The organism is Martinezella miluonensis, assembly GCF_900094545.1.
In the GTDB taxonomy this organism is placed as follows: Bacteria; Pseudomonadota; Alphaproteobacteria; order Rhizobiales; family Rhizobiaceae; genus Rhizobium; species Rhizobium miluonense.
Genome location: NZ_FMAH01000001.1, coordinates 75,139 through 88,215, shown reverse-complemented (window position 1 = coordinate 88,215; position 13,077 = coordinate 75,139). Strand labels below are relative to the sequence as shown.

Below are 13,077 nucleotides of genomic sequence, written 5' to 3'. Positions count from 1 at the left end.
GATGCGCAAGGATCGCAGTAATAGTTTGAATCAGCCCATAACCCTGCAAGTTGATTTTCCACTCGCAGGGTTATGGGCTGGGAAAGAGGCATGATGGCTCGCAATACTGGAATTTTGGCCGATCGCGCCATTGCAGCGCTCTTTGAAACGGGGCGGCTGACGAGCGAGAGAGAACTGGATGTCGATCAGATCCAGCCGGCAAGTCTCGACCTGCGGCTCAGTTCGCATGCCTTCCGCGTCCGTGCCAGCTTCATGCCAGGGCCTTCGCATCTCGTATCCGACAAGCTCGACCGGCTGAAATTGCATGTGATCGATCTTTCTGAGGGCGCTGTGCTGGAAACCGGCTGTGTCTATATCGTGCCGCTAATGGAGCGGCTGGACCTGCCGGAAGACATGTCGGCATCGGCCAATCCGAAGAGCTCGACGGGTCGCCTCGACATCTTCACCCGCGTCATCACCGACCGGGCGCAGGAGTTCGACAAGATCCCGGCTGGCTATTCCGGGCCGCTATACCTCGAAATCAGCCCGCGCACCTTCCCGATCGTCGTGCGCCGTGGTTCGCGCCTGTCGCAGATCCGCTTCCGTGTCGGCCAGGCCCTGCTCACCGAGCCGGAGTTGCTGGCACTGCACGAGACGGAGACGCTGGTTGCCAGCAAGAAGCCGAACATCACCGGCGGCGGCATCGCGCTGTCGATCGACCTTGCCGGCGACAAGGAAGGGCTGATCGGCTATCGCGGCAAGCATCACACCGCCGTCGTCGATGTCGACAAGAAGGCCCAGCACGATATCTTCGATTTCTGGGAGCCGCTCTATAGCCGCGGCCGCACCGAGCTGATTCTCGATCCGGATGAGTTCTACATCCTCGTCTCTCGCGAGGCCGTCCATGTGCCGCCGCATTTTGCGGCCGAAATGACCCCGTTCGATCCACTGGTCGGCGAGTTCCGCGTCCATTATGCCGGCTTCTTCGATCCGGGCTTCGGCCATGCGCCGGCCGGCGGCCGCGGTAGCCGCGCTGTGCTCGAAGTGCGCAGCCACGAAGTGCCCTTCATTCTCGAGGATGGCCAGATCGTCGGTCGCCTGATCTATGAACACATGGTGGAACAGCCGAGCAGTCTCTACGGCTCCGGTGCCGGCTCGAACTATCAGGCGCAGGGCCTCAAGCTCTCGAAGCATTTCCGCCTGTGATCGCATAGCGGCGGCCTTGACAGAGGCCGCCAACTGTTGGACATCTCAGGGGTCAGGCGGGTGTAGCTCAATGGTAGAGCAGCAGCTTCCCAAGCTGAATACGAGGGTTCGATTCCCTTCACCCGCTCCAGTCTCTCTCAGCAATTGGTTTGACCGCTCAACGGTCTCGTTATCTGAAAAACCAAAGGCCTAAAGCGTAAGCTGCTGATCCGAAGGATCGCGACGCGCCCTGGCAGGGCTCAGGTCAGAAACGGTCTTTTCGATTTCAGCGTTTCCGTCAGCGCTTCGCCGAAGGTTGCGATTGGCCGAGCGAGCCGGCCCGCTGGTGGCCGGTGCAGCAGCCAGTTGACCACCTTCGGACTGAAATCGGGAGCCTCGATGATCTCGACGTCATTGCGCCAGCGGCTGTCTGCCAGTGCCGCCGGTGTCAGCACACCGATGCCGAGGCCGCGCGCGACGAGCGACATGCGCAAATCGGCGCTCATTGCCTCGACGGCGACATCGAAGGGCAAGCGTTCCGCTTCGAAGCGATGGTGAATGAAGGCGCGGAAGCCGCAACCGTTCTGGTTCAAAATCCATGGAAAGCGGGAAAGCTCCTCGATGCGCGGCGCCTTGGGAACGCCCAGCGACTGCGCGGCGACGAGAATGACACTATGGACTCCAAGCACGTCGCCGACGACATTGTCCGGCGGCTGCATGCCTTCCGCCAGGCAGACGGTTGCCGCATCGAGCTGGCTATGCGCGACTTGCTCGATGAGTTGCGGCGACCAGCCTGAGACGATCCGTAAGCTCAATTGCGGAAACTGGCTGCGGAGCGCGTCGAGCGGAGCAGAGAGCGCAGCCTCGGAGAGATAGGGCATGATGCCGAGGCGGAATTCGCCGCCGATCGCTCCGCCGGGCGAAACGCCGGTCTTGAGGTCGTCCAGCGAGCGCAGCACGCGGCGTCCATGTTCATAGGCCTCGCGCCCTGCCGCCGTCGGCTTGAGCGGTTTGGACTGCCGGTCGAGCAGCGCAATGCCGAGACTGTCCTCCAGATTCTGGATGCGCCTGGTAATGCCTGGCTGCGTCAGGTTGATCCGCGCTGAGGCAGCGACGATCGACCCCGTTTCCACCACCGCGACAAAAGCTTCCAGATCATGAATGTTCATGCAGAACTCACATAATCATTATTACTTCATTTCAATTGTCGCATTATGCATCAAGGCGATAAACATGGCCATCTTTATTATCATAAATTATCGGAGAGCCCATGTCCCAAGTTCCCGAATGTATGGTGAGCGAGCCGGAGGACGATGTTTCCGTCGCGGACGCTGCCCCTTCGACGCTATTGTTTGCCGTTGCCACCGGCGTCATCATCCTCAATCTCTTTGCCCCGCAGACACTGGTCGGCATCATCGGCCCGTCGCTGGGTTTTTCCGAAAGCGGCGCGGGCCTAGTGGCCATGGCCTCCTTGCTTGGCTATGCCGCCGGCCTCTTCTTCCTAGTGCCGCTGGCGGACCTCATGGAGAATCGGCAGCTGGTGTTGCGTATGCTGATATCGGCCCTGGTGATGGCCGTTGCGGCCGCCTTCGCACCGACAGGCTGGAGCCTGTTGATCTTCCTCTTCCTGCTGGGCGCCGCTTGTTCCGCAATCCAGATTCTCGTGCCCATCGCTGCAGCCATGACGCCACCCGAACATCGTGGCCGCGTGATCGGCAATGTCATGAGCGGCGTCATGGTCGGCATCTTGGTCTCCCGCCCGCTGGCGAGCATGATTGCCGATCTATGGGGTTGGAGAAGCTTCTACGTCGTCAGCGCTGCGGCGCTGGCGCTTCTGACTGCCGTGCTTGCGCTCAGGCTTCCTGAGCGGCGCCCCCTGGTGAGCGCCAGCTACGGAGCGCTGATCGGCTCGCTCTTCCAGCTCCTGCGGGAAGAGCCGGTACTGCGGGTGCGTGCATTCACTGCCGCTTTGATGATGGCGAGCTTCAGCCTGTTCTGGACGTCCGTCGCTCTGCTCCTGGCGCAGCCACCGTTCTCCCTCGGTCAGTCCGGCATCGCATTGTTTGCGCTGGTCGGAGCCGGCGGTGCGGCCGCCACCTCTCCGTTCGGCCGCATGGGCGACAGGGGCTGGACGCGGACGGCGACCTTGGTGTCGCACCTGATCGTGCTTGGCGCCACGGCCTTGGCGGCCTGGGTGGGCGGGGTACGATCCGGCCAGCCGCTCATCCTGCTGATCCTTCTCGGCGTCAGCGCCGTGATGCTCGATGTTGGCATTACCGGCGATCAAACTTTGGGGCGGCGGGCCGTCAACCTCCTGAAGCCGGAAGCCCGAGGACGCATCAACGGTCTCTTTGTCGGCATCTTCTTTCTCGGTGGGGCGCTGGGCTCCGCCCTTGCCGGCACGGCATGGGACTTTGGCGGCTGGGTCGCGGTCTGCTCGGCCGCCGCGGGCTTCGGCGTGATTGCCCTTGTTACCGGCGTTGCCACACGGACCTGAATGAAACGGGGCGAGCAGCATAGGCCGCTCGCCCCGACATCATGAAATCGCCCATCGAGGCACGTCGCTGCCGTCCCATTGATGACGCGATACGGGCGAACTCAGAACTCCGTCCAGTCCGCATCCTTGCTTGTCGATGCGGTCGTCTGGCCGACGCCGAATGCGCTCATCAACTTCTGACCGAGCGCGCGTGCCGGCGAGGGAGAAGGGCGGACCTTGGCTCCATCGACGGCCCGAATGGCCGGTGCAGCGACAGGTCGAGGCGAGGGGCGAGCCGCTGGGCGCGACGTGGTATTGGCGACAGGCGCCACGGAAAGATGGGCGGCATCATCGCCCGTACGGAACTGACCGAGCAACGTCGCCAGAGAGGCGGCCTCGGTCGCCAAGCCATGGCTTGCGGCCGTGCTCTCTTCGACCATGGCGGCATTCTGCTGGGTGCCGTGGTCCATGGCGTTGACGGCGGTATTGATCTCCTGCAGGCCGGCCGACTGCTCGCGCGACGCCTCGGCGATCGCGTGCACATGCCGGTTGATCTCCTGCACCTCAGAGACGATGGCGTCGAGCGCCCTGCCGGTTTCGCCGACCAAGCCGACGCCGGTGCGCACATGCGTTTCGGAGGTGGCAATGAGTGTCTTGATTTCCTTGGCAGCATTGGCGGAGCGCTGCGCCAGCTCGCGCACTTCCTGGGCAACGACCGCAAAGCCCTTGCCGGCCTCCCCGGCACGGGCCGCCTCGACGCCTGCATTCAGCGCCAGAAGATTCGTCTGGAAGGCGATGTCGTCGATGACGCCGATGATGTTGTTGATCTCGCCCGAGGATGTCTCGATTTGCTGCATAGCCTCGATGGCATTGCGGACGATCTCGCCAGATCGCTCTGCTCCGGCACGGGTATGTGCAACGAGCTGGCTTGCTTCTTGCGTGCGCCGGGCGGCGTCCTTGACCGTGGTGGTGATCTGCTCCAGTGCGGCGGCAGTTTCCTCGACGGACGCAGCCTGCTGCTCGGTCCGTTTGGAAAGCTCGTCGGCCGCGCCGCGGACCTCGTTGGCGCCGGCACTGATGGCGCGGGCATTGGCGCCGACGGCCTGCATGGTACCGCTCAGCTTCGTGAGCGAGCTGTTGAAATCTTGCCGCAACTGGTCGAGGTGTCCGACGAACTGCGCGTCGATCCGCGTGACCAGATCGCCTTCCGCAAGGCGCTTCAAGCCGTCGCCGACCGCCTGGACGGCCTGTTGCAGATGAGCCGCCTCGGCCGCCTGCCGGGTCTCGCGCTGGGCGCGTTCGCTATCGCTCAGCGTACGATCGGCTTCCGCCTGTGCCTCCAAGCGGGCGCGTTCGATGGCATTGTCGCGGAACACGGCGATAGCGGACGCCATCTGGCCGATCTCGTCGCGACGGTCGCGGCCCTCGATCTCGCTGACCGTGTCGCCGTCGGCGAGCGCCGTCATGCGCCGATGCAGGCGCATCAGCGGCGTCGCGATGCCATTCTGAGCGACATATATGCCGAAAATCAGTGCGAGCAGCGTGAAGCCGCCGAGGGCGACGAGCGTATAAATGACGTCGCTATTGACATTGGCCGACAAGGCATCCGCGCCGGCGTTCATGCGATTTGTCAGCGCTTCGTCGTTGGCGATCATGCTTGCTATGATCTTGGCCAGCTTGCCGTTGACCGTGATCATGCTCGTTTCCGCGCCTTTGAGGTCACCGTCCTTGCGCTGCTGGATAGCCTTGTTCGTGAGCATTTGCAGTTCGTCCAGGCCGGCAAGAATATCTTCGATCGACTGCCTTTCGTCGGGAACGAGGCTTTCGGCGTGCTTGAGCCTCTCCCTTGCCTCGCTGAAGTGATTGTCGCCGGCCGCGACCGCCTTGAACGCATCGCTGCCGGGATCGAAATTCAGCATCAAGCTTGCCTGCAGCACCGATGCCAGCGACGCGGCGCTGGCGCGTGCGGATTCGGTCGCCGCAACGGCCTCGTTGTCGAGGAAGGCGCTATAGGCACGGTCCGCCCTGCGGAACTCGCCGGCGATATGCAGCAGGCCGGCGAAGGAGATGATGCCGAGAAGCAGGATCACCGCTAGCATTTTGGTCTTGATTTTCAGATTGCTGAACATGGCTGTCCGTCTGCGAGTGCTGCGCGGCATCGAGGAAACGTGCGGAAGGCCGCTCGCCCGGATGTGATCAAGGAGTTTCGCCTGATGCGTGCGTGTGGAGGTCGAGTTGCTTGATACCCTGCAAAGAAGGCTTGGACGACCAGCATCATGCGATCGGCCCGGCCGACGTCGTCGATATCCCGGAGTACAATCAACAGAGCTTAATCGACTGCTAACGGCGGGGGATTGCCGGGAGAAATCCCGTACTAATTTCGTACGTGTTCAAAACCGCGCAACCACGCGATGTGCGGGCTGTCTTCCGCTCATCCTTTGAGCGCTGCGGCCGTCACTGCGAGGCGTGATATTCCCCCTGCGGCATGACTCTGCTACATCGTGGCAGTGAATCAGGAATGTGCATTTGCGACCGGAGGCCGGATCAAGACCATGCGTGTTTGCCTTTCGTCGATGGTCTCCATGGCCCGGCTTTTCACGCATGCGGCACTGATTGCGATGTCTTGCGTCATGCCGCTTGCTGCCCAGGAGGCCAAGCCGCCCAGTCTGCCGATCCTGTTCGATGCCCGCGAGCGGTTGCCTAAGCCCGATCTGTCTTCGCTGGTCAGGCTGCGTTTCCTGACATCGATCGATTTTCCGCCCTTCAATTTCCTCGATCAGAACGGCAAGCTCACGGGCTTCCATGTCGAGCTTGCGCGCAAGATCTGCGATGAGCTCGCGATAGCGGACAAGTGCCAGATCCAGGCTCTGCCCTTCGGCGAATTGCAGGGCGCGCTTGCGGCCTCGCAGGGCGATGCGGTGATCGCCGGTGTGTCGGTAACGCCGGAGCTGCGCAAAAGCTTCGCCTTTTCGCGCCCCTTCCTGATGCTGCCGGCGCGCTTCGTGCGCAACGTCAGGGCCTCGATCAACGGAACGACGGCGGCAGCGCTCGCCGGCCGTCCGGTCGGCGTGGTCAAGGGAACGGCGCATGAGGCGATGATGGCCGCCTTCTTCCCGGCCATCAAACCTGTGCCCTTTGACGACAAGGACGCGCTTCTTGCCGCCCTCAAGGAAGGCAAGGTCGATGCCGCTTTTGCCGACGGCTTGCAGCTGTCCTTCTGGGTATCGTCGCCGGCGGCTGAAAAATGCTGCGCGATCTTCGACGGGCCTTATCTGTCGCAGCAGTTTCTCGGCGAAGGCTTGACCATCATGCTGCGCCAGCAAGATGCCGATCTGACGGCCGCAATCAACCATGCCCTCGCCATGCTCTCGCGCGATGGCAGGCTGCAGGAAATCTATCTGCGCTATTTCCCTTACGGGCTTTACTGATTAGAGCAATTCCGGGAAGAGTGCGCAGCGGTTTTCCGTCCGGAATGCCTAAAACGCTCTAGGCCTTGCGATAGCGGGCGATCGCGCTGCGCTCGATGGCGGCACAGGTCAGCTTGTCCAGGCCAAGGCGATCGCGAAGCAGGCTGAGCAGGCGCAGTTCTTCCGCCTTGACCGAGAGGTCGGCCGAAGCGACTTCAACGGCAAGTGCATAAGCGGTGTCGTAGAGACGCGCCGGCAGGGTGTCGCGCACCGTTTCGAGAACGATGTCGAGCCCTTCGTTGCTTGAAAGCAGCTTGGCGCAGTCGCGCGATACCGAAATCAGCTTCTCGTCGTCGAAGCCCTTGAAGACCGGCAGGGCGTGAATGAGCTCTCCGATGCGGCTGAGCTCGCGGTCGTTCATCGTGCGGTCGACGGCCGAGGCCAGCACCATGACGTAGATCAGGGCCTCGTGAGCAGAAAGCGGCTTGTTCATGACAGGCGAAGTCCTTTGAATTTGGCAGACTGAAAAGTCGCGCGTCTCATGGCAAAAGTTACTGCATAATTCCTTAAATCGGAATCGATTTAAGGATAAAATTATGCAGCAAATTAAAAGTGCTACAGCGACCTTTGCGCGTCATATACGACGCGCGGCGCTGTAGTGGCGGAAGCAAGGCGTCAGATCGGATTGAGCGGATCTTCCTTAGGCAGGGGCGGCCCAAGCGTCGATTTTCCGTTCTTGCGCGGATCGTCTCCGTACATGCCGCGCTTCTTCTCCTTGGCCTCGTCGACAAGTGCCGCAAGCGGCGAACCGGGCTCCGGATCGGCCCAGCCGAAGCGGACGAGCCAGGAGCTAAGATCAACGCGGACATAGCGGCACGCACCCTTAACCGTGCCCTTCCAGGCAGGGTCCGGCACATCGCAATCGATCGAGCGCCCGCGCAGATACATACGGAATGCCGTGCGTGCGGCTTGGCCGCAGGGCCAGCTCTTGCCGCTCGGGCCGGTACACATTCGGTCCACATCGGTCGGAATGATCCCGTCCAGTTGCACGCTCCTGCCGGCTAGGGTCAATATGCCGGCCTGATCCGCGAAGGGGCGGATAAGCTCGATCGTCGTCGTCTGCCCTCGTGGTTGGGATACTGGACCGAGCGATGCCTGTTCGGACCCGGATTTGGATTTGTCCTGATGCTGAGGCAGCGAAGGAATCGTCCGGTGCGCGGCCGCCGCCATTTCCCTGTCGATCTGGTCGGCCGGTATCCGATTGTTCGGCAGTGGATCGGTTTTGGCTTGGTCGGCAAGAGTTGCCCCCGGTGCGGCGGCAGATGCCTTGTCCGGCGTGGTTTCGGTCGGCTGTGGCGTGGAAGGCGAGGCGGTATTCTTGGCCGCGTCTGTCGCTGCAGGCGCCGCCTGTGCCTCTTCCAGCTTCGTTGACGCGTCGTTCGAATGTGCGGGGTCGGTGGGAACTTTGCCGTCCGGTGCCTTTTCAGTGTCGTTGCCCACTGGGGTGGCCGTTGCAGCGGCTGCCATGGCCGTGGCGGATAGCTCGGGGCTGCTGTCGGACCCCTTTGTCGAAGAGGACGCTGCGGCCAGAACCGTCTCCTTGTCCTTCGATGCCAAGTTGGCAGGCTGGGCCACCGGCGGATTTTCCGGTTGCGATTTGCCCGATGCAACCTCGTCCGGCCTTGTCGTTTCGACGGGCTTTGGTGCCACCATGGCTTTCGGCAGCGTCGGCTCAGCCTTGGCGGTCTCGGGGGGCGCCGCCGTAGTAGATTTGTACTCGGTCGTCGTGGCGTGGCCTCGGCCCGGAAGACTGAAGCCGTATCCACCGAACTGAACCGCGATGAGGGTCAACCAAGAACCGACGATCCCGCCTGCCACACTTGCAAGCAAAAATTTGCGACGCATAACGAGAAAACTTTCCTATTGGCTGGCCCATGTGATCCGGGCAATCCATTCCACATCCGCAAGATCGAAGTTGCGGTTGGGGTGTTCGGGGTTGAGCGACAACAGTTCTATCGACTTTGCGCTCTGCCGCAGCAGGACCTTGGCCATGACCTCACCCTCGCGGGTCTTCACAACGACACGGTCGTTTTTCCTAATCTGAGCGCCTGGCTCGACGATCAGAATATCCCCGTCGCGATAGAGCGGCAACATGCTTTCGCCCTGCACCTCAAGCGCATAGGCGCCAGCCCTTTGCCCGGCCGCGACGGGAAATTCCACCATGTCCCAGCCCTGGCCTGCGGGAAATCCGCCGTCGTCGAAGAAGCCGCCGGCGCCTGCCTGGGCAAAGCCGATCAGGGGGATGGCGTTTCCGCCCGGCGAAATCGCCTGTGGTGCAGCAGCGCCCGGCGGCTCGCCCGGCCGAATGAAGCTGAGGAACTGCTCCAGGCTGGCGCCTGTCGCCTCCAGCACCTTGGCGATCGATTCCGTCGATGGCCAGCGCAAGCGGCCATCCTGGCTCAATCGCTTCGACTTGTTGAAGGAGGTGGCGTCAAGCCCGGCGCGGCGTGCGAGGCCGGAGGGTGTTAAGGCATGCCGCTCGGCAAGCCGGTCGATCGCCCCCCATATCTGCTCGTGTGACAGCATCGCCGCTCAGCATCCGTGCACCGGCTTGCCCGGGCGCTCAACTCTTTAAAAAACGTTAACCGAGGCATTTGGGCGAGTAAAGGCCGGCATAGGAATAGGATCCTTTATCCCCCCGCTTTCGTCTTGCGGTCTTGCCGGCCTCAGGTCTTCTGCGGCAGCGGCTTGGTGTTGGGTTCCTCGTTCTGGAATTCCTTCGCCATGCCCATGAAGCCGCGCATGAATTTCTGCATGATGCCGAGCGTGCGGTCGATTTCGGCATCGTCAGGCAGGCTCGATCCCTTGTTCGAAGCAACGGTCTTTTCGAGCTTCGTCACGCGGTCGGACAGGCGGTCGAGCTCGTCGTCATAGGCGCTGCGTTCGTCGGCAGCCATGCGGCAAACGAGGTTGCCACCCTGATCCTGGCATACGGACATTGCACCCGTCTTCCGGTCGAGGCGGACGAAATGATCGCCGCTGCGTTCGAGCTGGAAGCGTGCCGTGTCCGGTTCAGCGGCCAGAGCCGGTATGGAGAGAAGAAAAGCGGCAGGCACAAGCATGGCTGCAAGGCCGATTCTCAGTTTCTTCGTCATGTCATCCTCCGGATTTTCTACGTTAAAACTTAAATCCACCACGGAAACCGTGGACATCAGCCGATGTTTTCGTGCAAAGCCCTAACAGGACAAGTTTACATAGGGATGATGACCGCCATGCCAGTGGTTTACAAGATCGTGCCGGACACACTCTGGCAGCAAGCCAGACAAAGCGGCGTTTTTCATGGCGCGCCAATCGATCTGACGGATGGTTTCATTCATTTCTCCACCGCGAAGCAGGCAAAGAAAACTGCAGAGCTCTATTTCGCAGGACAGACTGGCCTCCTGCTGGTGGCGATCGACGGCAATGCGCTCGGCGACAAGCTGGTCTTCGAGCCCTCGCGCGGCGGCGATCTCTTCCCGCATCTTTATGCGCCGCTGGCGCTCTCGGCCGTGCTCTGGGAAAAGCCCCTGCCGCTCGGCGCCGATGGTGCCCACGTCTTTCCGGAGATGGCGGAATGATCGGTGCGTTTCGCGATCTCGGCCGGCGCGGCCTCTTCCTGTTTGATCCGGAAACCGCGCACGGTATGTCTATAGCCGCGCTGAAATCCGGCCTCGTGCCAGCCTGCCGCGTTAGCGCCGATCCTCGCCTGCGCCAGACTGTGGCCGGGCTCGATTTTGCCAATCCCATCGGCATGGCGGCCGGCTATGACAAGAATGCCGAAGTGCCGGAAGCGCTACTGAAGCTCGGTTTCGGCTTCACGGAGATCGGCACGGTGACGCCGAAGGCGCAGTCAGGCAATCCACGCCCGCGCATCTTCCGCCTGGTCGAGGACGAAGGCGTCATCAATCGTCTCGGCTTCAACAATGAAGGCCATGAAGCCGCCTTCCAGCGGCTCAAGGCCATCCGCGGCAACGGCATCATCGGCGTCAATATCGGCGCCAACAAGGATAGCGCCGACCGCATCGCCGACTATGTCGCCGGCATCCGTCGCTTCTATTCTGTGGCGCGCTATTTCACCGCCAATATTTCGTCGCCCAATACGCCCGGTCTGCGCGATCTGCAGGCGCGCGAAAGCCTCTCGGCGCTGTTGTCGGCCGTGCTTGCTGCCCGTAACGAGGAAGCGGCGAAGGCAGGCTTTCGCATCCCTGTCTTTCTCAAGATCGCTCCGGATCTGACCGAGGAGGGCATGGACGATATCGCCGCCGAAGCCTTGTCCCATGCGCTTGACGGTTTGATCGTCTCCAACACGACACTTTCCCGTGACGGGTTGAAGGATCAGTTGCAGGCCAAGGAAGCAGGTGGGCTTTCCGGTAAGCCGGTCTTCGAGAAATCGACCGCAGTGCTGGCTAAGATGCGTCGCCGCGTGGGAGCTGTGCTGCCGATCATCGGCGTTGGCGGCGTGTCGTCGGCCGAGACGGCACTGGAGAAGATCAAGGCGGGAGCCGATCTCGTGCAGCTCTATTCCTGCATGGTCTATGAAGGGCCCGGATTGCCGACCCGGGTCGTCACCGGCCTCTCGACGTTGCTCGACCAAGCGCGCGCTGCCTCGATCCGTGACCTCCGCGATACAAGACTGGACTATTGGGCGAACCGGAACGTCTGATCCGCGCGCTTCTTCAGACCCATGGCGAGGAAGATGCCGCGGAACAGCAGGAAGGCGTTCATCGCCATCCACAGGCCATGATTGCCGAGCGTCGGTACGAAGGCGGCAAGCGCTACGAGGTATCCGCCGAAGGACATCAGCATCTTGTTGCGCATCTCGCGCGACCATGTGGCGCCGATGAAGACGCCATCCATCAGGAAGGCGAGCGCGCCGGTCAGCCCGGTAATGGCAGCCCAGGGCAGATAGGTTCCGGCTGCCGTGCGAACCTCATCTGAGGTCGTCAGCAGGCGGATTAGAGCCGGACCGGCGGTGAAGAAGAAGACGGCAGCGGCAAGTGCCAGCCCGAACGACCAAAGCCCGGTCAGCCTCAGCCCGCGCTCGAAGGCCGGCCGGTAATTGGCGCCGATCGAGCGGCCGGTGATCTGCTCTGCGGCGTTTGCCAGCCCGTCGAGATAATAGCCCGATAGCAGGAAGAAGTTCATCAGCACCGCATTGGCGGCCAGCATGACGGCGCCGAAGCTGTTGCCGATGCGCGTCATCAGCGTGAAGGCGCCGATGAGCACGAAGGTCCGGATCAGGATATCGCGGTTGAGCCCGAAGAGCTGTGCGAGCTTGGTGCGCGAGAAGAGTTCCGCGCGGGGCGGCCGTTCCTCGCCTGCAAAGCCGCGTACCACGATGGCAAGCCCCAGCAGCATACCGCTCGCTTCGCCGATCAGCGTGCCCCAGGCAACGCCGGCCACGCCCCAGCCGAGCCAGAGCCCGAGCAGGATGGCAAGCACGATGTTGACGCCATTGATAACGGTCTGCAGCAGGAGGCCGATGCGGCCCTGGCCGCGGCCGAGCACGAAGCCGAGCAGCGCATAATTGGCAAGCGCGGCCGGCCCCGAGAGCATGCGGATGGAGAAATAGGTGCGCGTCGCATCGGCGATAGCGCCCTGCGGCCCCATCAGCTGAATACCGAGCCAGAGCAGAAGAGGCGACAAAAGGACGATCAGGATGCCGCAGCCGAGCGCCGAGATCAGCGCCCGCCAGAAGACGGCCTGCTGTTCACGCCGGTCATGCCGGCCAAAAGCTTGGGCGGTAAGGCCCGTGGTGGAGGCGCGCAGGAAATTGAAGCTGGCAAAGAGGAGGTCGAAGAGCACGGCGCCGATCGCAAGCCCCGCCAGCGCATCCGGCTCGCCGAGATGGCCGACGACTGCGGTATCGACGAGACCGAGCAGCGGCGTCGTCATGAAGCCGAGCGTCATCGGAAGCGCGATCGACAGCACGAGCCGATGCGTTACGTCGAAGGGCAGAACCCTTGGGCCCCCTTGTTGGACATCCATGTT

At 62.3% G+C, this 13,077-nt stretch carries 12 protein-coding genes and 1 tRNA gene; 6 read left to right on the top strand and 7 right to left on the bottom strand.

Annotated elements, in window-relative coordinates; genetic code table 11:
• The first annotated feature begins 90 nt into the window (after positions 1-90).
• Positions 91-1,185 (top strand): 2'-deoxycytidine 5'-triphosphate deaminase, encoded by a 1,095-nt coding sequence (locus GA0061102_RS00425; protein WP_167667859.1) that lies wholly within the window; start codon positions 91-93, stop codon positions 1,183-1,185.
• 56 nt (positions 1,186-1,241) lie between these two features.
• Positions 1,242-1,315, top strand: a tRNA-Gly gene (locus GA0061102_RS00420).
• A 109-nt stretch (positions 1,316-1,424) separates the two neighbouring features.
• Here the strand turns inward: GA0061102_RS00420 and GA0061102_RS00415 are convergent.
• A complete protein-coding gene (locus GA0061102_RS00415; protein WP_092843000.1) occupies positions 1,425-2,333 on the bottom strand; it encodes a LysR family transcriptional regulator in 909 nt (302 codons plus the stop codon).
• 101 nt (positions 2,334-2,434) lie between these two features.
• On the opposite strand from GA0061102_RS00415, the gene GA0061102_RS00410 reads away from it, so the two are divergent.
• A complete protein-coding gene (locus GA0061102_RS00410; RefSeq protein ID WP_092842997.1) occupies positions 2,435-3,661 on the top strand; it encodes an MFS transporter in 1,227 nt (408 codons plus the stop codon).
• Between the two features lie 101 nt (positions 3,662-3,762).
• On the opposite strand, the gene GA0061102_RS00405 is transcribed toward GA0061102_RS00410, so the two are convergent.
• A complete protein-coding gene (locus tag GA0061102_RS00405) occupies positions 3,763-5,769 on the bottom strand; it encodes a methyl-accepting chemotaxis protein (protein WP_092842995.1) in 2,007 nt (668 codons plus the stop codon).
• A gap of 453 nt (positions 5,770-6,222) precedes the next feature.
• On the opposite strand from GA0061102_RS00405, the gene GA0061102_RS00400 reads away from it, so the two are divergent.
• Positions 6,223-7,068 (top strand): transporter substrate-binding domain-containing protein, encoded by an 846-nt coding sequence (locus tag GA0061102_RS00400; RefSeq protein WP_425348506.1) that lies wholly within the window; start codon positions 6,223-6,225, stop codon positions 7,066-7,068.
• A gap of 58 nt (positions 7,069-7,126) precedes the next feature.
• Here GA0061102_RS00400 and GA0061102_RS00395 read toward each other — a convergent pair whose 3' ends face one another.
• From GA0061102_RS00395 to GA0061102_RS00380, 4 genes are all read right to left on the bottom strand, one after another.
• On the bottom strand, positions 7,127-7,540 hold the full coding sequence (locus GA0061102_RS00395) for a tellurite resistance TerB family protein (RefSeq protein ID WP_092842991.1): 414 nt from the start codon (positions 7,538-7,540) through the stop codon (positions 7,127-7,129).
• Positions 7,541-7,722: 182 nt separating this feature from the next.
• On the bottom strand, positions 7,723-8,952 hold the full coding sequence (locus GA0061102_RS00390; RefSeq protein WP_167667858.1) for a hypothetical protein: 1,230 nt from the start codon (positions 8,950-8,952) through the stop codon (positions 7,723-7,725).
• A 15-nt stretch (positions 8,953-8,967) separates the two neighbouring features.
• Positions 8,968-9,633, bottom strand: coding sequence for a S24 family peptidase (locus GA0061102_RS00385; protein ID WP_092842989.1), 666 nt, complete (start codon positions 9,631-9,633; stop codon positions 8,968-8,970).
• A 140-nt stretch (positions 9,634-9,773) separates the two neighbouring features.
• Complete coding sequence (locus tag GA0061102_RS00380; protein WP_092842987.1) at positions 9,774-10,202, bottom strand: hypothetical protein; 429 nt, start codon at positions 10,200-10,202, stop codon at positions 9,774-9,776.
• A gap of 105 nt (positions 10,203-10,307) precedes the next feature.
• Here GA0061102_RS00380 and GA0061102_RS00375 point away from each other — a divergent pair, with 105 nt between their 5' ends.
• Positions 10,308-10,664, top strand: a complete 357-nt coding sequence (locus GA0061102_RS00375; protein WP_092842985.1) for a DUF952 domain-containing protein — start codon at positions 10,308-10,310, stop codon at positions 10,662-10,664.
• Positions 10,661-11,749, top strand: coding sequence for a quinone-dependent dihydroorotate dehydrogenase (locus GA0061102_RS00370; RefSeq protein ID WP_092842983.1), 1,089 nt, complete (start codon positions 10,661-10,663; stop codon positions 11,747-11,749). Before GA0061102_RS00375 ends, GA0061102_RS00370 begins: the two co-directional genes overlap by 4 nt.
• Here GA0061102_RS00370 and GA0061102_RS00365 read toward each other — a convergent pair.
• The gene (locus tag GA0061102_RS00365; protein ID WP_092842981.1) at positions 11,725-13,074 is read right to left on the bottom strand and encodes an MATE family efflux transporter; all 1,350 of its coding nucleotides are present in this window, start codon (positions 13,072-13,074) and stop codon (positions 11,725-11,727) included. The two genes, GA0061102_RS00370 and GA0061102_RS00365, sit on opposite strands and share 25 nt — an antisense overlap.
• Positions 13,075-13,077: the final 3 nt, after the last annotated feature.

Coding starts and splice junctions, on each gene's coding strand:
- GA0061102_RS00370 (WP_092842983.1), top strand. CDS start 10,661: ATGATCGGTGCGTTTCGCGATCTCGGCCGGCGCGGCCTCTTCCTGTTT.
- GA0061102_RS00410 (WP_092842997.1), top strand. CDS start 2,435: ATGTCCCAAGTTCCCGAATGTATGGTGAGCGAGCCGGAGGACGATGTT.
- GA0061102_RS00385 (WP_092842989.1), bottom strand. CDS start 9,633: ATGCTGTCACACGAGCAGATATGGGGGGCGATCGACCGGCTTGCCGAG.
- GA0061102_RS00395 (WP_092842991.1), bottom strand. CDS start 7,540: ATGAACAAGCCGCTTTCTGCTCACGAGGCCCTGATCTACGTCATGGTG.
- GA0061102_RS00425 (WP_167667859.1), top strand. CDS start 91: ATGATGGCTCGCAATACTGGAATTTTGGCCGATCGCGCCATTGCAGCG.
- GA0061102_RS00390 (WP_167667858.1), bottom strand. CDS start 8,952: ATGCGTCGCAAATTTTTGCTTGCAAGTGTGGCAGGCGGGATCGTCGGT.
- GA0061102_RS00400 (WP_425348506.1), top strand. CDS start 6,223: ATGGCCCGGCTTTTCACGCATGCGGCACTGATTGCGATGTCTTGCGTC.
- GA0061102_RS00415 (WP_092843000.1), bottom strand. CDS start 2,333: ATGAACATTCATGATCTGGAAGCTTTTGTCGCGGTGGTGGAAACGGGG.
- GA0061102_RS00375 (WP_092842985.1), top strand. CDS start 10,308: ATGATGACCGCCATGCCAGTGGTTTACAAGATCGTGCCGGACACACTC.
- GA0061102_RS00365 (WP_092842981.1), bottom strand. CDS start 13,074: ATGGATGTCCAACAAGGGGGCCCAAGGGTTCTGCCCTTCGACGTAACG.
- GA0061102_RS00380 (WP_092842987.1), bottom strand. CDS start 10,202: ATGACGAAGAAACTGAGAATCGGCCTTGCAGCCATGCTTGTGCCTGCC.
- GA0061102_RS00405 (WP_092842995.1), bottom strand. CDS start 5,769: ATGTTCAGCAATCTGAAAATCAAGACCAAAATGCTAGCGGTGATCCTG.